Origin of the sequence: Legionella yabuuchiae, assembly GCF_900640115.1 — a bacterium.
In the GTDB taxonomy this organism is placed as follows: Bacteria; Pseudomonadota; Gammaproteobacteria; order Legionellales; family Legionellaceae; genus Legionella_A; species Legionella_A yabuuchiae.
This window is the reverse complement of the sequence record NZ_CAAAIW010000014.1, coordinates 21,114-43,444: the sequence shown is the minus strand read 5'-3', so window position 1 is coordinate 43,444 and position 22,331 is coordinate 21,114. Positions and strand designations below refer to the sequence as shown.

Here is a 22,331-nt window from a genome sequence, read left to right as displayed (position 1 = left end):
TGTCATGTACAGAGAGTCTAGTTAATGAAGGCTTACAGTTCTGCTCAATCTATAATACACTCCTTATTTTTACAAATTTAGAATTTTTTTGAGGGCTGATTATGAAAATCAACTTTACCAAGAAGGAATACAGAGCTTTGCTAGACATGATTTCAATCTCAGATTGGGTTATGAATGCTCATGATGATGTAGGTGGTCATGAAGATTGCCAGCACAGCAAGCTAAGAGAAAAAATCATGTCCCTATACAAAGAGTTTGATGCTGAAGATTTGGTAGAGTACGCCCCTGAATTAGACAAGCATTTTGAGAGCAGGGATTTAGAAGAAAGAATGATGGAAAACTTCATAGATCCTTATGAAAGCGAGTGCTTCTGGGATGAACTCATAATGAGGCTTGCTGAGCGAGATGCTATAGAATCTGTTGGCGTTGAAAAATTCAAATCGCTAGAGCCCATAGAGAGAATAGAATTGGTATCCGAGAAGAAATCTCGATATGAAAATGAGTTTGAAAAGTATGGGGTACAGAATCTAGGTCTAACTGATAAAAAACAATAGAAGTAGTTATAGGCATTAAATTAGGGCCAGTTGACAATTCTCCCTAGAGTTTTATGTGGGACTGCCATAAGGACGCGTAAGGATTTCTAAAAAATGGCCATTGGGATCGCAGAAATAAAGAACCTATAAGACCTTTTACTTGCTTCCATAAATAATCAGGAACTTTACCTTGTTTCTTTTTTGTCTTTCGCCAGTGCTGGAACGCACGCTTGACTGATTCTAGCTTATCAGTATCTTTATTCATGAGCCATACCTCTTGGATATTATCGAGGCTATAGCTTATCTAATAAAGTTGTCCATGAGCACGCAGGTCTGCCGAAAGCCCAGAGCAATTCAGTAGCCAACATCCTCAATTTCGAGATGATCCATATAAGAGTTAACATCTCTAGGTTATATTTTTTTAAATGCGGTTTTATAAATAGGGCGTGTAAAGCGCTTAACCGCTAATGTTGGAATGATAACCTCAAGTACGACAGCAATATACCCGGCAGCAGACATCGCGTAAACATACATATTTTGAGAACAAAGGGTTAGCAGTAGGGGAGGGAGAAATGTCAAAATGCCAATAACCGCACGATTTTGTGATCTAAATACATCCACCAAAAAATCAAATATCCCGAGTGCGACGCAGAGAAATGAGCCAAACAAAGCGATTGTTTCAAACAACGACAAAAGATGCATGATCCATCCTGAGTTTAAATGAAAAAACAAGCTCGTGTTGAACGCTAACAGTTGGTTATCGCTGTGATAAATACTAATTAATCCATGAGTACCCATCATTGGAATAATTGAATAAATAGTATAAAGCCACGCCAGATAAAGAAATAATACTATAGTGGTGCTTGTAATGAGCATCCGTTTGTAAATAATTCGATTTTCGCGACCATAATAAGACACCAAGCTCGGCACGATAAATTGAAATCCAAACGCATTAATAATTATGAGAATTAATGAGAAGGCTTCTCGTCGAAATATAATAAGGTTTTCTGAAGTAAAGGGCGAGTAGAAGTGATAGGAGAATGCAATGGCTGCACAAAATAATCCGAGCTTTAGTATGACCAAAACCACATTCAAGCGCACGATAATTTTTGCGCTTATTACAATTAATGTACCAAAACTTAATATGTATATTAGGCTCAGGTTAAAGTAGGAAAAAAGAGGGCTTAAGTGCCCCATCCGACTCATAAGAACTGAGACACATCCTGATATATAAGAAGAAAGCGAAAAATAAAGCAACCACAAGAACAAAACAATGGTAATGGTTTGCGCTTTATTACCTAAAAATTTTCCGACAATGCTATAGTAAGAGTTGTATTTCTCAGGACAACTTAAACTAAGCTCTAGCACAAACAGCCCTGTTTTTGTCATAATTGCCCAGGATAACAGGACGAAGCAGGTGGTTGTTAAGAATCCAAACTCAGCTGATACAATTGGAATAGCAAAGATTCCACCGCCAACCATGGAACCAATCATTAAAAATGTACCGCCCAAAAATTTTAACATCGATTGATTCCTGATTGTAAATATCCATCACAAAAAAAAGCACCCCTTATCTTGACGTCGATTTATACTGCACCCTGAAAAGATTGGTGATGTTTAATCCAAAGCTCAATATCATCTAGCACCTGCCTACATGCTAAAAGCTGATTCTCGACGCTTTGTTTTGACGTGCCTCCAACGGCCCGATGCGCTTCTATAACAGCCTCAACGGTCAACGACTTATAAATGTCTTCTTCAATGTGTTCACAAAATTTTTGATACTCTTTTAGGGGAAGATCTTTTAGAAGCCTGTCATTATCGATGCAATGTAGAACAATTTTCCCGGTTATTTCGTGCGCACTTCTAAAGGTAATGCCTTTTTGTGTGAGGTAATTTGCTAAATTAGTAGCATTAGAAAAATCGTTTTCCGTGGCCTTACACATGATATCTTTATTGACGCGCATCGAGGCAAGCATGGGAATATAGACCGTAAGGGTTTTTACAAGTGTATTGACCGTATCGAATAAACCTTCCTTGTCTTCTTGCATGTCTTTATTGTACGCAAGCGGTAAGCCTTTAAGTACGGTCAACAACCCCATCAACGCACCGTAAACACGGCCTGTTTTACCACGAGCAAGCTCACAAATATCAGGATTTTTTTTCTGCGGCATCATACTGCTACCAGTGCAAAAGGCATCATCGAGTTGCACGAATGAAAACTCCTGTGTGCTCCAGAGAATAATTTCTTCACTTAGTCTAGAGATGTGCATCATAATGAGCGAGGCATTTGCTAAAAACTCCACTACGAAGTCTCTATCACTAACAGCGTCCAGGCTGTTGGTATACATCCCATCAAAATGAAGCGCGTTGACTACGTATTCGCGGTCAACAGCAATACCGCTACCCGCGAGGGCTCCAGCCCCTAATGGATTTTGATTTACTCTTGAAAAGCTGTCGCGCAAACGGCTTACGTCGCGGCTAAACATATTAAAATATGCAAGCATATGATGTGCGAAGCGAAGTGGTTCCGCACGCTGCAGATGAGTATAGCCGGGCAAAAAAGTATCGACATGAGTGCTCGCTATGGTATGAATTACATTAAGCAATTCTGACAATAAACTGATAATTTCGATAATTTGGTGGCGTAAATAGAGATGAACGTCTAATGCAACCTGATCATTTCGACTACGACCTGTATGTAATTTGCCAGCAGTAGTCCCTATTTTCTCGTGCAAAAGGCGCTCAATATTCATGTGAATGTCTTCGTCCTCTTGGCGAAATGACACTTGACCCGCCCGGATTTCGTCAAGAATAGACAGTAAGCCTCCTCGAATAATCTTGGCATCTTCCGCTGTAATGATTGAGCACTTTGCCAGCATATCAATATGGGCAAGACTTCCTTGAATATCGTATTCTGCCAGTTGATAATCAAATGATATCGATGCATTGTATTCATCTACTAATTGATTTGTGGCTTTGTTAAAGCGGCCGCCCCAGAGCTTCATAATTGGTACTCAGCATTAACCGTTGAATTGACTGCAAGGGGTAAGCCGAAAATTTTAATAAATCCAACAGCAGCCTGGTGATCAAATGTATCGCCTTTTTCATAAGTTGCAAGCGCATGCTGGTAAAGTGATTTTTCAGACTTCCTGCCAATCACAGAAGCATTTCCTTTGAATAATTTAACGCGAACCGTGCCTGAAACATTTTTTTGTGTTTCATCAATAAAGGCATTAACCGCATCAAATAAGGGGGAGAACCACAGCCCCTCGTATACCATCGCTGAAAATTTTTGCTCAATTATTGGTTTAAATAAGGCAACATCGCGGGTTAGGCACAAAGACTCAATAGCCTGATGCGCTTTAATCAACGTAAGAGCGGCTGGAGCTTCGTAAATCTCACGTGATTTAATGCCAACCAAACGGTTTTCAAGATGATCAATACGACCTACGCCATGAGCACCTGCTATTTTGTTTAGTTCGGAAACAAGTGTTTCTAACGGGAGCACTTTGTTGCTTAGGGAAACAGGAAGGCCCTTTTCAAAGGTGATTTCAATAATTTCTGCTTTTTCTGGCGTATTTTCAGGTGAAACGGTCAATTCATAAGCATGCTCAGGGGCTTCAATCCACGGATCTTCAAGTACCCCGCACTCACAACTTCTACCCCATAGGTTTTTATCAATACTAAAAGGGTTATCAAGCTGGATAGGTAATTCAATACCATGCTCTTGGGCGTATCGTATAGCATTATCACGGCTCATTGGAAAGTCCCGCATTGGGGCAATGATTTTTATACCTGGTTTTAAAGTGTTAAGCGACACATCAAATCTAACCTGATCATTTCCTTTTCCAGTGCAACCGTGTGAAACTATGTTGGCGTTTTCTTTTTTGGCAATTTCTATCAATTTCTTAGAGATCAAGGGACGAGACAAAGAGGAAATAAGAGGGTAGACGCCTTCATAGAGTGCATTTGCTTTAAGTGCTTTAGATAAATATTCATCTGCAAACTCTTTTTTAAGATCTACTACATAACAGGCTATCGCTCCTGTATTTAAGGCTTTTTGCTTAATAGAATCGAGGTTTTTCCCTTCGCCTAAATCGCCAATTACTGCAATCACATCATAATTATATTTTTCTTGAAACCACTTTATCGCAATTGATGTATCCAGGCCACCAGAATAAGCTAATACAATTTTTTCTCGAGACATGTTGGCGCAACTCCATAATAAAATAAAATGAGCAGATTCACTGCTTGCTGATAAAAACTTGAGCTTCAAATAATAACGAAACAAAATCCATAGTCAATATATTTATTCATGTTTTATCTAATAACGTGTATAATTATGTGATTGGTTCTTTATTTGATGTAATGTATGAGGACGAATAAACAGTTAGAGAGTGATTTGAAAAATTTGCTGTCGCGCGGGGGCGCAGCTTCAACACAAGCCACGATTTGTAGTGCTCTCGAAAGCAAAGGGCATATTGTAAGCCAGCCTCAAATATCGCGGTTATTAAAAAAAATTAACGCCGTGAAGACACAAAACTCTCAAGGAGAAATGGTTTATCATTTGCCACATGATGTTATACCTCCGACTATGAATGTTAATTTATCCGGATTGATACTTGCAATTTCAGCCAATGAAATGATGATTATTGTTAAAACAAGCCCAGGTTCAGCAGGCTTGATAGCAAGAATTATTGATAATAATAATTTTGATATATTAGGTACTATTGCTGGAGATGATACTATTTTTGTTGCACCAAAATCGGTTGAAAAAATGAAGGAAACTCTTGCCTCGTTGTATGCTTTTCTCGAGTTTAAAAGTTAATAAATTCCTGTCTTACTAAATGCTTGGTTGCCATAGTAATTTTTTTTTAAATTCAAATAAGAATCTACTTGGAGTTAGGCAACGTATATAGACTCATCCGTTGCCTAGTAGAATGCCCCTACAAAGTAAAATATTGTTTATATAGCTTAGTATAAGTGCCATCTGCTTCTATTTCTTTTAAAGCTTGATTAACCTTTGCTATGAGTTCTTTGTTTTCTAGAGATGCCATGATCCCATAACCATTTCCCAAAGGAAATTGATTATCTAAAAGCTTGTAACTATCGCTATTATTAAACGCCCAATACTCTACGGCAAGCGCATCCATTAACACAGCATCAACTTCACGCTTTCCTAATCCGTCTAATAAATCAGCAGTGAATGGATATTCAACAATGGTGACATTGTTTTTAAATAGCTTGAAGGCTAATGCTTTAAAAGGGGTCCCTAAACGAACACCAATTCTTTTATTCACTAAGTTATTTATATCTTTTGCGGGAGAACTATTGAGCGTTAAAAACCGGGCCGAACTTTGTAAATAGGGGATGCTGAAAAGAAAATTGTTTTGTCGCTCAGGTGTGATAATGATTGCTGAAATAGCGAGATCAATTTTCTTCGTGTTAATTTGAGCAAATAAATCATTAAAGCGAACCGATTTAAACTGACAATTATTTTGTGTGCGCTTGCAGATTTCCATCATCAGATCCGTATCAAAACCATAAAATTGATTCGGTGCTTCTGCTAACGTTTCAAAAGGAGGGTTTAAGGGAGAGCTACCAATCATTAAGGTTGTTGCAAAGGACACAAAAGATAATAGCATAGCCATGACTAGAAATAGAGTTCTCATTATTTTTTCCATTTGCAATCTTTGGGTCGAAGATACGACGATCTTTTTTATCATATCTTCAGTTTTATTCGGAATCAATCATGTGAGTAGACCAACGAAGTCACCTCGGTAGCCCCGCTTAGCTGTGATGTGGTCAATTAAAGTGCGACAAACCTGTTACACAACCACTGTTGACCACATCGGTTCTTTTTCAAATTCATTAGGGAATTTATAACCACGCTGCACCAACAGTGAAGTGCAACAGAGGAACTTCACTGTTGAAACGGCAGAACAAAAAACGGACTTTATTTCAAAATGGCCAAAGTCCAAGTCTTTTATAGTTGGATATAGTGGCTTCAATTCACGCACTCTTTGGCATTGTCAAATTGCGTGGTATGGTAATCCCCCCTCAAAATAATTGATGCCAAAAGTAGAGTTTTCTCGTAATCTACACGCAGGAGATTCTGCATGAAAAAATCAAAATTTAGTGATAGTCAGATCATGTCGATTATCAAACAAAGCGAAGCTGGTATTCCAGTACCTGAGTTATGTCGTGAACATGGCTTATGTTCCGCGACGTTTTATAAATGGCGTGCCAAGTACGGTGGAATGGACTTGTCTATGATGACCCGTCTTAAAGAGCTCGAAGCTGAAAACAATCGACTAAAAAAGATGTATGCCGAGGAGCGCTTGAAATCTGAAATACTTCGTGAAGTACTTGAAAAAAGTAACAAAGCCATCAAGACGTAAAGAGCTTGCTGAAAAAGTGGTGCACAAAAAATCCGTTTCTATTAGGATGGCATGTTGGTTATTTAGTATCAGCGAAACCTGTTATCGATATCAATTAAAATTGAATGACGAAAATGCTGTCATTGCTGACTGGTTATTGCGTCTGACTCAAAATAACCGTAACTGGGGCTTTGGTCTTTGCTTTCTATATTTACGCAATGTTAAAGGCCTCAAATGGAACCATAAGCGTGTGTATCGAATTTATAGGGAGCTGGAGTTGAACTTGCGTATTAAACCCAGAAAACGGTTAATTAGGGAAAAGCCTGATTCACTGTCAGTGCCTCAGTCGATAAATGAATGTTGGTCAATGGATTTTATGCATGATCAGCTACAGAATGGCCGTAATTATCGATTATTTAATGTTATTGATGATTTCAATCGCGAAGGACTTGCTATTGACGTTGATTTTTCTTTGCCTGCTGAGCGTGTTATTAGAGCGCTTGATTAAATTATTGAATGGCGAGGAAAGCCACTACAAATGTACTATGGCCCAGAGTACATTAGCCATTTACTCGCTCAATGGGCTGAGAAGCATAAAATAACACTATTCTATTGTTCATTCAGCCAGGCAATCCTCAGCAAAATGCTTATGTTGAACGCTATAACAGGACGGTTAGATATGACTGGTTAAACCAGTATTTATTTTGTACCATTGACGAAGTTCAGGATATGGCTACACAGTGGTTATGGTCATACAATAATGAGCGGCCTAATACAGCAATTGGAGGAATACCACCCAGACAAAAATTGAAACTGGTAGCATAGTCTCTACTTTTGGTTTCAGTTAATAATGGGGGGATTACCGAATCATCACAAAAATGTTTAAGACATTGATCACTGTTTTTTGGAGTGCTTGTGTTTCCCCCCAAATATTCTCATATCTTCGATAAAACCGACGCATTGGAATATAGCGATATAGCAAAGCAATATAGTGTGACTCCTCTCTATGAGGTTGCATGGAGGTCTTCAGTCAGACCACAAGGTTTATCAAATCTACTGACTTGTCTCAATCGATATGTTCCCTATTCTAAGGAAAGTGTTTCCTTTTACATAGAAGCTATTCGGCATAATTTAAAGGTAGAAACTATTGAGCCTCTTTTAAAAATTCTCCATAGCTTGGAATGTTTTTATGATAAAACAGCTTTACCGAATCAGATTTCTCAAAGCGAACTCTATCATCTAATTTATAAAAATTTTGTAAGGTACGGAGATGTTGATATAACACGCAAGTACTATGAAAGAATTGCATCTCTGCTTCAAGATTTTGAGAACTCGAGACTTAAGCGCTGTTTTCTAACTGTTTTGTATTTATTTCCGCTCTCACTTGAAACGCTTCCTATTCATCATATGGTTGTTCAAATGCTCAGTTCAGAAATAAGCTATTCGCTTTTAAATAGGCGCGGTTCGCGCAACCACTTAAGGGATAAGCAAGACGTTGTTGTCATTCCCGAAGTGCTCACTGAGCTTAAAAAAGCAGGCATAACTTATTCAAGAGAAAACCATGCATTATTCGATAGAATCATTAGAAAGTTTCTTAGGGGTAGAAAAACTCCAGATTTTATAGGTAAGATGCTTACCTTATTAAGCGTGAATGGTTTTTCTAATACTTCATTAAATCATAGTTTATACGTTAACATCACTTGCTCTCAGGCAGACGAAAAAGATATCAATAAACTATTTGAACTCATCAATCGATTATATCCAGAGCTAGAGCAGCGTAGGCAATTACTCACTTTAATCTTAGAGTATTGGTTTGATTCAGCTCTATTGCAAGATATCGAACAACTCTTTCAAGCAGGGTTCTCTTATTCCTTAGATACCAAGGATTTATACCAAACACTTCTTGACTTTAGAAAGACTTCGGCTGGCGGTTCTCTCAATATTTTGAAAGTGATGAGAATATTGAAAAAGTTGATTCCTGATTATCAAGAAAATAAATTAATTTATTGCAATGCCATACCTTATCATATGAACGCGGATAAGTTTGGCGCGATATTTCAACAAGTCCATCAATACGGATTTTGTTTGAGCAAGCCAGAGGGGCATTTTTTATATATTGAAGCAATGAAAAGCGAGGCTTCGGTCGAACAGCTAGGAGAAACATTCCGCATTCTCCAAGAAATAGGGCCATTAGTCCCAGAGAAAAAAGATTTTTATAAAAAATTACTCCTTGGTGCAAAGGATACCCCGAAGATATTTGAATTGCTTAGAAAGCTAGGTTGTTTATATGGCAAGGAACAACATTCGATTTATAATACTCTGATTCAACCTAGTTATAATTGTGTAGCTCTAACTATCACTGGCGTGACCGTATCGCTTGTTAACCAAAGCTTACGGTTGCTTGAAGCACTCTATAAGATAGGATGTTTTTATTCAGAAGAAACAAAATCAATCTACTTCTTGTTGAGGGAGTATCCCAACGACTTATATGTGATTAACTTGGCACAATCCGGTTTTCAATACACTCCATCTAGTCATGCATTTTTGTATTCGGTGTTGACTGACCAGAACAAATATTACAGTGAAACCATAATTTTTAATGATTTATTTCAGCGAGGTTATCCTTATTCAGAAGAAAATCATCAATTATATGAGTTTGCTTTTTATCTAAATACGAATCACGAGTATCGTTGTGAATCTTTTTTGAGTATGCTCTCTCACTTTTCTCAATTTCAATCGAAGCGAACGCCCGAATTATTTAATTTTTTAATGCATTATCCAGATGTGTTTTTGTCTTATGGGTTTGATTTGAATGAAGACACACACATTCAGTATCTTGAAGCACTTGGGGCCGCATTAACTTCCTTAACGTCAACCCCTCCTTATTCTGAGATTTTACTTAAACAGGTTCAACAGGCTTTCAACGAGCGCCCAGAGTTAAGCGTGAGAGTAAATGATGCGCAAAAATTAATTGTTGAGGTCTTTGGTCTTAAGGTGACGCCCTCACTAAACCAACAGGTTTTTCTAAACAGCATCAATACTTACCAACAATCCGTATACATGTCGAACGGACCATTAATTTATAACTCATCAACGAGGTATTTACAGGCACTGATAGATGCGTTTATAGATAATCCCCACTTATTTCGGTTTGAGTACGATGAACGAATAAACGAGTATGTGATTTTTGAGCTTAATGAAGACATGCAAGTTAAACAGGAAGTGAATTTAAGTTTGTTATTTAAAAATGCAAATTTGACTCAATTAATGCCTTCCGATGAAACCTCCGATGCTTTATGGAGTAAGTTAAATGCGTTGCTGGATGACTTCATGAAACAAAATAACATAAAGCCGTTCTTAGAAGCTTCAGATTCAATTAGTGCGCTAAATTATTTGCCGCAAGTATTAAAAAAAGCGATTTTTATTTATACGCTGGAGTACTATTCTGGAATAAATGAGTTTTTCAGGGGAGAGAAATGGTCAGAAAACACCGAGGCACTGCTTAAGCACGAGCCATTTAAATTTGTTTTTTTTATTGGCGTTTTAGTGACTTATGCATTGAACATGCTGCCCAGTATCTTACATCGTAAGGATATTTTAACCAGAGAAAAAGAAATAATTAAAAGGATAAGCGCTATAGAACCATTGGATAAGATAGAATACAACTCTTATCAAGAATGGATAATGCAAGCGCTTTCGAGAAACGTCATCTCCCAAGAAGAATATGATCGGATGACTGAAAATTATGAAGAAATAATCCCTCTTTTATCAGATAAAAACTTGATCTTATATCGTAGAGAACGTTACGAGTATGAGGACGAGCGAAAAAATATTCTAGCTTATCGGACAACACAAGTCACAAAATTACCAGCATTGACTAGCACCAGCAGCATTATTAATCCAAATTTTTTTGATTCCACAGACAATTTATACATTTTTTACGTGGTTCCTCCTATCTATCCTAGCGTAAGCTTACTTTCGGACTCGCAAGATGAAAATGAGGTTATTTTACCCCCGGGTCTACAAGTCGTACATCTACCAGAAGAGCAAGGTCTAGCCGCTCGCATTGTATCAAGCCCTGACTATGATCGAGATGAATATTGGTCACAACATGCGTTACGGTATGTGTTTTTAAATTATTTGAGTAAGCCATATAAAGACGAAACCGATTCAATATGGATTGATGAAACAGAAATTCATAGACCAGTGCATGGGGTGGCGCATACACAGCGTGTGATGAGCTACATCCCTTTAGTAATCGATTATTTTGCAATCCATGCAAATGACGAGGCCTTTCGATCACAATGTCAATTCATTCGGAATACCAATCTAGAAGAGATGATAAAAATCGCCGCTGCTTTTAGTGTAAGTGGGCGTGAAAGTGAAGTGTCATTTATTGAGCATCCCGAGAAGTATAAGGAATATCGGAAGAGGTCAAAAGTAAATTTCTTAAACTACTGGGCCTTATTCCCCGAAAGTTGTTCTCATGAGTCAGTGGATTTGATAGCTGAAATTATAGAATATATGGGTGATCCTGATTATCCCAGCAAAATAAATACAATGGACTTATCTCGGCGCGAGAAGCTTTGTTGCTATTATATTTTATCGATGGCGCATAAATTAGACTTGCCTCGCTGCTATGTTAGCGAGAAGATGCAAACAGTATTTACTGTTTATGAGCAACTGATCTTATCTAGCGATTTACAACAATTTCATTTTAACCTATTGCAGCGTTATGCTCTGGAATTAATGAGTAAGCATGGGGATAAATACGTTTGTCATCTTCATGAGGATCACCAATGGATTGATGTGGAGACAGAATATGGTGCGCAATTTTCATTGGTTAGCCAATTTCCAAAGAGCGCCGAATACTATTCAGCGACGATTAGAAAACCTATTCTTGGAGAACTCCTGAAGTCTTCTCCTGTTGAAAAAATTGCCCCATACGCCTCTCAGGATGCATCGATTAAACGAAAATCTGCTACAAGAGAGGGTGTAGATTTGTCTTCAACTAAAGATCTCAAATTTTTTCAGCCAGCAGGTGGGGTTAACAGAAAAAAAGCGGGTTCTAGGCTGGAGGAGTCTTCAAGCAATTGTGCCCCTAACAACCTTGGATAGATTAATTTTTATATTCTGGATATATTGATCAAGCAAAGGGCTCATGTAAGTACGTCAACCACCTAATCTATTTTGTTATATGGCTTTTGGGTGTAGTATAAAAACGCTAAAAGTAATATATTTTGACAGCGGTGAGTTTTTCCTGTAATTTTAGCAACCAAGAAAACCAAAGTGATAAAATTCATGTCAATAGTTGTTACCATAAACGAATTGGCTGCCGATGATTTTCAATATAAAACTTCATCATCACCATTTGAAAATTTAGAGTTTGAAATTATCGATGATACCTTGGATGCAGATAGTTTAGGGTTATTATTACTTGCATTTAAAGGTAATATTGTTAAAAACTTCAAAAAAATTTCAGATAGATACCCCAATCTTAGATTTGATTCAATTTCATTTAAAAAACAAGATAGTACGTTTAGTGCTCTGCACGTCAATTTCCTCCATGAATTATTATCTTATTGCATACGATCTGGACCACCTGCTTCTCCTCCACCTTTGCTAGAAGCTGCAACGAATACGCTATTAATGGCTCCATATAATATCTATTCGATAGTTTCCCAACCATTACCTGCAAATGAATCTGAAATCGCTGCTCAAAATGAACTCATTAAACAACTTAAACGCGCCATTTCAACTAATTCGTTAGACGACATAAGACAATGCATTGAACATGGGGTTAATTTAGAAAATAAAATAAGGGGAAATTACCCACTGCATTTAGCAGTTAAAAAGAATAGCTTCGATATCGTAGAAATGTTAATTAGAGCAGGTGCGCCAATCAATTCGTTAAGTGGATCAGAAAATAATACAGCACTACATATCGCGGTTGCCCAGGGAAATATTAAATTGGCTGAATATCTTATTGCACAGGGCGCGAATTTAAACCAACCTAATAAATTTGACCATACTGTATTGCACCTCGCTGTCAAAAATGCCAATCTTGATATGGTCCAGTTACTACTAAAACATCAAACCATTGATGTAAATGCTGTCTCAAAAACAGGTGACACCGCACTACATTTTGCGTCAATGTTGGCATCACACCATGAGTCAAGCCTCAAAATTGTCAAGGCATTGCTGGACGGCAACGTCAATTCATCCATAACAAATAAAATAGGTCAAACTGCATCTGATTTGGCTTGTAAATATGGGTTTACAACGGCTTTAGAATTATTTCCTGAAGAAGAGCGGCTTAAAACCGAACAAAAAGCGTTGCTAGAGCAGGCTGCTGCAGACGAATTTTTTGAAGCCACCAATCATGCCTCTCAAGAAGTTCTTGCAGGGATTAGCAGTAAATATTTAGGAGGAAAGATACCTCTGCTGCCAGAGAGATCATATCAACGTCATGAACATGCCATTGATCCCGAAATTGCAATATTTAATGAAAATAAACTGAATCTTACACAAATAAAAAGCCTTACCCCAATCAGCCAGTCTCTAAGAAAGAAAATACCTTTTTCAACTAGTCGATATGATGATCTGGAGATAGATCTCGATTTACATACTCACCATCCTAATATTGCTGGAACAGATCGGCTCATCTTTATTTTTTCTGGTCGTAAAGAAGAGGCTTATATCCCTCAAATTGATAACAGAGTCGATTCAAATGTTCGTATTATTCTGGTTGGTACTACAGAAGAATTTGAACAAATTCAACAATATTTACAAATTGGAATTGATTTTTTAGAGCTAAAAAAAATACGTTCATTGGCGCATGGTGAATACGAAATACTAGGGCTCTTGAACAGTCGTCGAATTGCTGCATTTTATGTCGCTATGTATCTAAATAGGGAGATTCGAACAGAGCATGCCATCATGTTGGATGATAATCTCATCAGTATTCATGCTTCTCAAGCCTTACCATCTTGGCCAAAATTTTTTGACATTTTTGCAGCACAGTCCAAAACTCATAAAGCAGCTTGTGTAAGCTTAGCAACGTTCACACACCAACGTTTACGACCAAATCGGCCTGGGGAGTTAGGCTCTAAAATCTTTATGCTAAACCTTGAAGCCATTGCTAAAAATTTAAGCAGCAGTTCTGCTCATTGGTTACTGCCTTTTTATCCCGCCTCAGCGAACAACATGTGGGGTGAAGACTACTTTATGCAACTCATTCTATCGATGCTCTTCGCTGACTCCAAAGAGGAGCTTTCGGGCTATAAGGTGTTAAACAGTTCTGAATTTGGTATACGTCGTGCAAGTTTACAAAGCCTATGCAGTAAACATGTCAAAAAGGCTGATTCCTTATGCCACACCAGCGTAGAAGAGTTATTTGGCAATGGGTATGAGCGGCTATCACAAATGCATCAACAACTGGTGGGTAGAGTTCATAATACTCTAACAACCCTTATTCAAAGTAATGTTGAAAGATATGAACGACTTCTTAATCATAATAAAACAACTGATTTAATGAGAACACATGCTGTAGCGAACAAAATATCTTATAACAGTATGGCTTGTCTCCCCGATTTAAACGAAGCAGAATTTTTAATTGAGCTAGGCAAGCAAATAAATAATATAATGGACCATTGTAATTTGCGACCCTACCAAAAAGAACTTTTGCAACAGTTTAATCCTCATCTGACTCAAGATAACATCGTTGCCAACCTCATTATGGCAACAGGAACTGGTAAAACGTTTATCCAAATTTATCTTGCCATCGCAGCTCTACTTACAGGTACAAAAAGACCTATCGTGATTGTGACGCCCTATCAACAGTTGGTTCAACAAGCCTATGAAGATTTTATGGGTGTGCTTGAGACACTTCCCGAAGAGTATCCTGTAAATAAGAGTCAGATAATCAAAGTAGACGGCAGGGTAGATTCAGTGAGTCCTGAAACATTGATACTCAATCGATCGCTAGACAACAAGCCATGCGTGTTAATATTTTGTCAAAATAGCTATCAGATGATACAGAATCATCAAGAGCACCCAGCAATTGACCGATATAAAACCCCAGCCATGTTGTTGATAGATGAGGCGCATTTGCAGCGTAGACTAGTTAAAATGTTCAGCACCACCCATGCAAATGCAACCAGTACGTTTATTGCCGGTTTAACTGCAACCCCCTGTCGGAAAGAGAAATTCTGGCAAAAGCCTGGGGTATTAAAACTTGAATACAGCCGTCAACAGGCCATTCAAGATAATGTCTTAGCTCCTTGTATTCTAGATTATTTTGGTAGCGACTATGGTTTGCAGGCCGTGTTAGACGTCATAAAAATGATGCCCACAATTCTTGAGCAAATAACGCCAAATGGAAAGAAACTGAAGGATTCAAAAGGGATCATTTATATACCGAATAATGACAATCTCCAAAATATATCATATTCAAGCATGCTCAAGCAGTCATTGGATACTAAAGGGATCAAGTGTTACGAGATTAATTCGGATGAACCTGATGCTCAAGCTAATTTAACAAGATTTAAAGCCAGTAAACCCGGCAGCCCTAATATTCTGATATGTAAAGGCATGGCTAAAATTGGTTATAGCGATAAAGCGGTTGAGTGGGTGATTTATCTACAAACAGATAATCCTAGTGAATTCACTCAATCTGCTGGCCGTGCAATGCGTTTTCGTGAAAACAAAATTGCCTATATTCTAGCGTTTAAAAGTGTGGATAGCAGCTTGATTTTTGCTGAATCTCAAAACGATTTAAAAGCCGATGCCATAGCTCTTGAGCGGGCAAATTCTGCCTATCTTGAGTTGCGTCAATCGCATGCTGCTAGTGCCCAAGCTAGCACAGACTCAGCACCTGCAGCAAAAAGAGAATATCGTGCGGGAATTACTGCAGATAGGGCATCGGTTTTTGTTGCAGGTGCTTCTAGTGCACTTCATGAACTGAGCTTATTTAAAAGTCCTACCGTTATTTCTCAAGAATTTACAGCAAATGAACATGATGACAACGCCCATGAATTAAGGGCAGTTGAAGAAAGTAGTGATAGTAGAAGGGCGGCTGCCTCTGTATTCTTGCCTGCAGCGACTTCTGCACTCAGTGCAGAACGAACTGAACCTTATTGCACCGCTGTCACACTGTTTAAACCTAAACGAACATTCCTTGCAGCTAATGATGATGCCGGCAAAGTCTCGGCATCTGAACCGAAAAGATCTCATAGTGCCTCCTATCCGTAGCAATACGGCAATAGACACTGCGGGTATAGATTGATGGCAAATAAATCTGGAAGGAAAATTGATCAACTGAATTTGACCTAAAAGATACTTCTGAAAAACTGGCAACGGTCAGATAAAGTTTGAGCTACTGCAAGCTCTCAAGCGGCGACTCTTTCTCAGTTCGTTAAAATGTTCTCTGAGTTGGCGGTTGCGAACTCAGTGCAGGATCCGAAGAACTTTTGGTCGCTATCGCTTTTGGATTTTTTGGCGCGAAAAAAGTTGCGCGTAATGGAGTATGTTTTTTTGGGTTAATAGAAACCAAGCCGCTTAACACATAGCTATCATCAAACGCTCTTGGGGCTGCGCTATTTGCTGGAATCCATGTATCTAGCCATAGCCTTGTTTTATTGATTTTCTTTTCTGTTTTTGATTGGTTTGTACTAAGTTTTTCATAGTATGGCGACGGAGTTTCACCCAATATTTCTAATGCATTAATTAAACTTTTATTGACAATATACCTTGCTTGAAGTCGAATAAGACTCTTTTGTTTTTTTTCAATCAAAGGAGGCACTTCGGCGTGTAGGTCTTTGTAAAGTTTGAGCATTTGAATGTTTTGAGGTTCTTTTTGTTTAAATTGCCAAAAGCGATAGAACCTTTCTGGACAATGTTCTTGTAATTGAAATGTTGAATCGACCAATAAATCAAAAGAAACAACAATGTATTGATTTCTATGAAATAATACAATGCATGTCTTGCCATCCTTTTCTCCATATCCTAGTGCAACAGCCCCATGTTCTCTTTTGCCTTTATAAAAGGCAGGGCTGGAGAATTTGTCAAATCCTGCATCAAAAAAAACTATTGCGGGTAAGTTATGATCTTTTAGTTGGGATTTTAGTCCTTCTGCATAGGCAGCTTTACTGTCAAAACTTAAGCAATTAGGATTTAACATGTTTGCTTTTAATATTCCTTCGATTGCTTCTATTCCATATAACTCACCAATCAGAGAACCCTGCCGATTTGCAATGGCTAATTGGGACATATCGGTTTTGTGATCTAACATCGTCATCTTATCTAACGTATAAAGTCGTCTAGCGTGGAGTGCTTGAATTTTTCTATCAGATAAATGTGGATATTTTTGTTTTAATAACACTTGAAGTGCATTATAAATAGCTATCAGTTTGCAATTGTTGCCCGTTTGTTCGACCATTTCCGCTTGATAGCCATCCACTAATATTGGCGTCTTATCGAAAAAATCGTTGAGCTTATTGAGATCTTTTGTTTTAAACATAAATGAATATAATTTGATAAGTTGGGTAAAACTAACAAAAATGTTCTTTTCGTTCAAGCTATTTATTAATCAAGAAATGCCCGATTTCTGTAGCTCGTTACAAGCAACAATCAGCAGGGGCGATAAGCCTCGTCATTTTTTTAGTTCGTGAGAGCGATAAATAGATTGAGATAAGATGCAAACATAAGCCAGAGTACATATGGAATTAATAACAAACCAACGATTTTGTGCTTGTTCATACCGTTCACCATCAAAATACAGTTGATGAAGGTTAAGACAATAAGCCAAGCGGCACTAAATGCTAACCAGTGGAATTGAAAGAAAAGCATTGTCCAAGTCCAATTCATCAACATTTGCAACGCAAACAGATACTTGACTGGTTTAAATGATTCTTTATCCTGATTTGATAAAATCCAAGCAATGAGTGCGAGCAGGATATACAAAACAGCCCAAGCAATAGAAAATACTACGCCCGGAGGTGTTAAGGACGACTTATGAAGACTCTCATACCATGGATGGAGGTTAGCTTGCGTTAATATCCCCAATAAAAATCCTATGAGTTGAAAAAGAGCTATCCAGAAAATCAGTTTTATCCAGTGTTTTAGGCGCACAATTATCTCTCGAGGTTTTTGTTTGTTTCTAATAACAGTGTTCAAACATAAGTTCATTTAGCAATTATACAGTGAATTTCTAGAGGCTACACCGTAACGTTATTTTAACGCTTATTATGCGTAACCCGCGAGTTTACTCGTCTGTGCAGTTTAAGGTTTGTTTAAAATAAGGTATAATTGTTCTTTTTTGTATTTGTTTGCGAAGTAAATGTTTGAATCGTTAAGACTGACCGATGAGCAACGGAATATAACCACTCATTTAATACTAGATATTGCAAGGCTTTTGCAACAAATAATCGCCGCTTCTAAAACTGAAGAGCCAACCCAGGTGGTTTTGCCTCCTCTCTCACAATCTTTTATTGATATAAAAAAAACCAGTAAACAGAGCGATATGCCAATAGAAAAAATTTGGCAACTCATCATCGCGATGTACAATTATTTAAGCGTTTTTCGTATTAATGTTGGGTCGTCCATTGAATTTTTTCCAGATTACCAACACAAAAAGCGCGCTCTCTTCAAGCGACTGTTCTGCTTGTTGCAAGAAATGCAAAAAAATGACACCGAATTATTATATGAGTTTCTAAATCAATTGGTTTGTTATGATGCGTTAATATGTATTTTTGCAGAAATAGAACCCCCGCCCCAAGATATAGATACAACCGATTTCTCAACATTTAAAACATTTTTGTTTAATACGGCGTACACACATGGGCAAACTAAAGATAATGGGGTAAGGTTTTTTGTCTATCAATTCGCGATTAAAAATTTAAATAATACGTCGCTTAATACGCCTTTTTTGATTAGAAGGTATATTGAGGAATCAGATTTTTCAACTATTGGTCAATCTCTTAGATGGACAAGACATTATTTATTGGTGAGTTTACACAGTATCCTTGCCTTAAAAATTCTTTCCCATTGTAAATATAAAGCCGTACAAAATGAATTACTACTTCTACTTAATAGCAAAACTAAATTAATTGAGACTCCTGAGCCGCGGCCTATGTTGCTGCATTTAGATTTATTGACTGAACATTGGTTGATATTAAGAAACTTTTCTGTTGTAAACAGTAATTATTTAAATGGCAAAGCAATTTTTAATGTGTATCAGTTGGCAATGGTTGCAAAGATTATTGATGCTTTTAACCAATATGAGACAAGTATCCCCACCTTAGATAATGATCGCATCTCAGCTTTTTATCTTGTGTTAAATGATATGATGAACAGATTGACGCATAATGGCTTTCAGCACCCATTTCTTCATTACTCACCAAGTCAACTTGCCAATAGTTATGGACGAATGTTTTTACTGCCAAAAAGCATTCCCATGAACTTATTAAGTAAATATCCAGCGATTGTCCCGTCTTTACTTCATCTACTATATCAGCATGGACCGTTAGGAGTGCTCTATCAAGTGCTTGATGTGGTTGATACTATGCAAAATATGATACAGCGTTTATTCGGGGGACAAGCTCTTTTATCAGAGCGCTCTGTTTATCATTTAAAGATACTGCACTGGCTAGCAAAAAACATAAAAAACGGTCTCCAGGATTTTGAACAAACGTTGAGTGTCGAGGATAAACCTATATATCAAGATAATTTATTCAATAAGCACAACCTCGATTTGTTGACTTATAAATTTTGTTTTTTTATTGCAATTTATTTGCTCAAAATAGAGCGGATGGATACATGGCCATTATTTCAATCATTCATTAAACAAGAAATGAATGAAATGAAAATAAAAATGCCTAAAGAATTAAAGCGTCCATTTTCTTCGTTTCTTGAGTTAATCGATTTTCTGCATGCACTTAGTATCAGAAAAACCTTGCCAGATAAAAAGCACTTTGAAAATTTAAAAGCAATATCAACTCTTTTTAGTGGGTTAATGTTAAATCCAGCCGCAACAGATTATTTTAAACACGTTTTTCTTGGGGTTTTATATTCATCGCTTGAGCCATTTTGTGAAGGGCTAGAAAGTCATATTGGTGAGGAAAGGCATAAAGAATTGATTGATCTGTATTTTATGCTATCCAACATTTTTAACGAGCTGAATATTTCAGATGATGAACGAGAACAAATTAAAAATTTAATACAGTTTGAGAGCTATTTAGCTTATCAGCATGCATTAGAGTCCCAACTTATCCGCGCTAAAGACACTCATAGCGATCAAAAAAGTAGTATGTCATTGCCTAGATTCAAAAAGAAACACCGTAGAAAAGCAGATTCTAAGCGAGATGCTGCTGCGGCTGCGGCTATCTCTTCTGAACAACCATCCTCTGATGACGTTACTATTTCCCAGGAGGATGAGATAGCTGCTCGCGCGTCTGGTGCTGAGAAGATGCTCAACCCTGCTGCATCAACAACTGTGTTGGCTATAGAACAGGCAAATTCTGAGCCAGCAGCCATTCCGGAGAAAGAAAAATTATGGTGTTATGTAATTGATGACCAGGAACGTATTGCCAAGGAGTGTCAACAATTATACGGATCGCAAACAAAATATTGGCTACAAAAACAAGCGCTGCCTAAACCTTTTAAAACGCTTTGCTCTAGTATTCTGGAGCATTTGGGTATGCCTTTAATTTTGACGGGTAGTTCAATTTTGAAGTTAATTGAACATCAAAAACTAACGGATTTAGATTGTATTCTATTCAATGTTGATTTAAACCAATTACAGCGGTTCTTATTTAAACTTGGCTTGGAAAAAGTATCCACACAAGGTAATCAGGATCATTCTCTGTTAAGGGTGATTATCGAAGAGTTTGAAAAATCAGAGGATGGTAGTGACGCAACGGTCGTGTCATACATTGAATTGGATATCGTATCTAAAAAGATACTTCCGAATCAAAGTGTCTTGGATGCTTTAGCCGAAGACGCTAAAAGCAGAGATTTCTTAGGTACCACGATGCATGTGATTTGTGGCAAAGAAAATCAAGAAAGCTATCCTATCGTTGATAGTTTAGGGGCTTATGAGCGCAAAGATGAACTTGATATAAATCCTTATTTATATAATGAAGCCAATCCAGCAGAGATATTTTTATCTGATCCGCCACGTATATTGCGGTTAATTAATGCTCATTTAGCGTCACCACATAAGCGGTTTGGTCAGCAATTGAATGCCTCCTTGAAGTGCTTGTTTGATAATAATAATACGCTTCTGTCAGCCATGTTGCATAATTATTTAGAAGAGAATAAAAAAGCAGTATTTCACCGGCGATCATTCATTACCAAAATGGAGATAATTCTCGCCCGCTATGGGTTAAGCAGAGCCTTAAAAGAGTTTATTGATTGTTGTGTTTTACCGGTATTATGTCATATAAGAGCAAAAGATTTTTTGCCATTGATTGATCAAAGTCAGCAGCTTGAGTATCTGCTTCAAGAGAATGAAAGAGCACGTAAAGATTATGATCCCTATGTGTCTTTATACCTACTTGTTTTAACGTTAATGCATCAAGTAAAACGTTGCCAGCCGGATTACCCGTTACAGCAGACCCCTTGGTATTGTTTAACGCCAAAAAATCATCAGCATCACGAGATGATAAAACAGTGGCAAGATCATTTAGAGCGTCACGTTAAAATTGATTTTAAAAAATTTCCATTGCTAAAGCTTGTTTATGAGTGCACGCGTTCATACTGGCAGCCTAAAGCGCCTTCACCATTGCGGATGCCCGTATCATCTACGCCACCCACTTCTTTGTTTACTCGAGGAACATTCTTTCCTCAGCCAGATGGTCGCATAGTTCATGCGCAACCAAGTCCACCATCTACAGCCCCTACACATGGGTTGTCATGATAAAGATCACGACAAAAATGCATTGAGAAATGATGTTTTTCAGGGAAGCAGATCATTGCGGAGGCATTTAAACTATTTTGTAAAAAAGGTTTAAGAGAAGATAAAAGACTCAATCCTCTCTGTACATGACAGGTTTTTTTGTCATGTACAGAGCTCAATCCTCATAACTAGTGAACGATGATCAAAAATACTGAGCATGACAAATTTAGCAAGCTTAGCCTGTATGAAGCTTGCGGAATACGGAAATTAAACCCAACTTTGTGCCCCAGTACTACCCGTATTGAGCAATCTTCATACAGTATATGTTTTATCTACCTGGACGCGATAAAATAAAAGAAAAATGATAACTCCTGGTATACAAGTCGAAATGGATTAACTTTTCCTTTTAAAAACAGTATTTCTTCTCTGTACGGTACGATTTTTGAAAACGTACCGTACAGAGGTATTCCTTATTCAAAGGTTGATCTTGTGATATGTAAAGTCTAAATTATCTGTTACATT

12 protein-coding genes and 1 pseudogene are annotated in these 22,331 nt (G+C 37.6%); 6 read left to right on the top strand and 7 right to left on the bottom strand.

Going from position 1 to position 22,331, the window contains the following annotated elements; genetic code table 11:
- The first annotated feature begins 101 nt into the window (after positions 1 to 101).
- Positions 102 to 554, top strand: a complete 453-nt coding sequence (locus E1O47_RS06820) for a hypothetical protein (protein WP_133130517.1) — start codon at positions 102 to 104, stop codon at positions 552 to 554.
- A 43-nt stretch (positions 555 to 597) separates the two neighbouring features.
- Here E1O47_RS06820 and E1O47_RS06815 read toward each other — a convergent pair whose 3' ends face one another.
- From E1O47_RS06815 to E1O47_RS06800, 4 genes are all read right to left on the bottom strand, one after another.
- Positions 598 to 798, bottom strand: a complete 201-nt coding sequence (locus E1O47_RS06815; protein WP_133130516.1) for a hypothetical protein — start codon at positions 796 to 798, stop codon at positions 598 to 600.
- A 146-nt stretch (positions 799 to 944) separates the two neighbouring features.
- On the bottom strand, positions 945 to 2,057 hold the full coding sequence (locus tag E1O47_RS06810) for an aromatic amino acid transport family protein (protein ID WP_133130515.1): 1,113 nt from the start codon (positions 2,055 to 2,057) through the stop codon (positions 945 to 947).
- Positions 2,058 to 2,119: 62 nt separating this feature from the next.
- Positions 2,120 to 3,538, bottom strand: a complete 1,419-nt coding sequence (gene argH, locus E1O47_RS06805) for an argininosuccinate lyase (protein WP_242602042.1) — start codon at positions 3,536 to 3,538, stop codon at positions 2,120 to 2,122.
- The gene (locus tag E1O47_RS06800) at positions 3,535 to 4,740 is read right to left on the bottom strand and encodes an argininosuccinate synthase (protein WP_133130513.1); all 1,206 of its coding nucleotides are present in this window, start codon (positions 4,738 to 4,740) and stop codon (positions 3,535 to 3,537) included. The genes argH and E1O47_RS06800 overlap by 4 nt, the downstream gene beginning before the upstream one ends.
- Positions 4,741 to 4,935: 195 nt before the next feature.
- On the opposite strand from E1O47_RS06800, the gene E1O47_RS06795 reads away from it, so the two are divergent.
- On the top strand, positions 4,936 to 5,361 hold the full coding sequence (locus E1O47_RS06795; RefSeq protein WP_242602040.1) for an arginine repressor: 426 nt from the start codon (positions 4,936 to 4,938) through the stop codon (positions 5,359 to 5,361).
- Between the two features lie 118 nt (positions 5,362 to 5,479).
- On the opposite strand, the gene E1O47_RS06790 is transcribed toward E1O47_RS06795, so the two are convergent.
- The gene (locus tag E1O47_RS06790; protein WP_165475059.1) at positions 5,480 to 6,205 is read right to left on the bottom strand and encodes a transporter substrate-binding domain-containing protein; all 726 of its coding nucleotides are present in this window, start codon (positions 6,203 to 6,205) and stop codon (positions 5,480 to 5,482) included.
- 447 nt (positions 6,206 to 6,652) lie between these two features.
- On the opposite strand from E1O47_RS06790, the pseudogene E1O47_RS06785 reads away from it, so the two are divergent.
- From E1O47_RS06785 to E1O47_RS06775, 3 genes and pseudogenes are all read left to right on the top strand, one after another.
- A pseudogene (locus E1O47_RS06785) lies at positions 6,653 to 7,738 on the top strand (IS3 family transposase).
- A 90-nt stretch (positions 7,739 to 7,828) separates the two neighbouring features.
- Entirely contained in the window at positions 7,829 to 12,031 is a 4,203-nt protein-coding gene (locus E1O47_RS06780) for a SidE phosphodiesterase domain-containing protein (RefSeq protein WP_133130510.1), read from the top strand.
- Between the two features lie 183 nt (positions 12,032 to 12,214).
- Positions 12,215 to 16,165, top strand: a complete 3,951-nt coding sequence (locus E1O47_RS06775) for an ankyrin repeat domain-containing protein (RefSeq protein WP_133130509.1) — start codon at positions 12,215 to 12,217, stop codon at positions 16,163 to 16,165.
- 163 nt (positions 16,166 to 16,328) lie between these two features.
- On the opposite strand, the gene E1O47_RS06770 is transcribed toward E1O47_RS06775, so the two are convergent.
- Together E1O47_RS06770 and E1O47_RS06765 are read right to left on the bottom strand one after the other, a co-directional pair.
- Positions 16,329 to 17,432 (bottom strand): hypothetical protein, encoded by a 1,104-nt coding sequence (locus tag E1O47_RS06770; protein WP_133130508.1) that lies wholly within the window; start codon positions 17,430 to 17,432, stop codon positions 16,329 to 16,331.
- Between the two features lie 140 nt (positions 17,433 to 17,572).
- Positions 17,573 to 18,043 (bottom strand): TspO/MBR family protein, encoded by a 471-nt coding sequence (locus tag E1O47_RS06765; protein WP_133130507.1) that lies wholly within the window; start codon positions 18,041 to 18,043, stop codon positions 17,573 to 17,575.
- Between the two features lie 208 nt (positions 18,044 to 18,251).
- Between E1O47_RS06765 and E1O47_RS06760 the strand changes: the two genes are divergently transcribed.
- Positions 18,252 to 21,830, top strand: a complete 3,579-nt coding sequence (locus tag E1O47_RS06760; protein WP_133130506.1) for a hypothetical protein — start codon at positions 18,252 to 18,254, stop codon at positions 21,828 to 21,830.
- The last annotated feature ends 501 nt before the right edge of the window (positions 21,831 to 22,331 follow it).

What these genes read in the sequence shown, in the direction of transcription:
- E1O47_RS06760 (WP_133130506.1), top strand. Translation starts at nt 18,252, where the DNA reads ATGTTTGAATCGTTAAGACTGACCGATGAGCAACGGAATATAACCACT.
- E1O47_RS06775 (WP_133130509.1), top strand. Translation starts at nt 12,215, where the DNA reads ATGTCAATAGTTGTTACCATAAACGAATTGGCTGCCGATGATTTTCAA.
- argH (WP_242602042.1), bottom strand. Translation starts at nt 3,538, where the DNA reads ATGAAGCTCTGGGGCGGCCGCTTTAACAAAGCCACAAATCAATTAGTA.
- E1O47_RS06810 (WP_133130515.1), bottom strand. Translation starts at nt 2,057, where the DNA reads ATGTTAAAATTTTTGGGCGGTACATTTTTAATGATTGGTTCCATGGTT.
- E1O47_RS06790 (WP_165475059.1), bottom strand. Translation starts at nt 6,205, where the DNA reads ATGAGAACTCTATTTCTAGTCATGGCTATGCTATTATCTTTTGTGTCC.
- E1O47_RS06770 (WP_133130508.1), bottom strand. Translation starts at nt 17,432, where the DNA reads ATGTTTAAAACAAAAGATCTCAATAAGCTCAACGATTTTTTCGATAAG.
- E1O47_RS06815 (WP_133130516.1), bottom strand. Translation starts at nt 798, where the DNA reads ATGAATAAAGATACTGATAAGCTAGAATCAGTCAAGCGTGCGTTCCAG.
- E1O47_RS06800 (WP_133130513.1), bottom strand. Translation starts at nt 4,740, where the DNA reads ATGTCTCGAGAAAAAATTGTATTAGCTTATTCTGGTGGCCTGGATACA.
- E1O47_RS06820 (WP_133130517.1), top strand. Translation starts at nt 102, where the DNA reads ATGAAAATCAACTTTACCAAGAAGGAATACAGAGCTTTGCTAGACATG.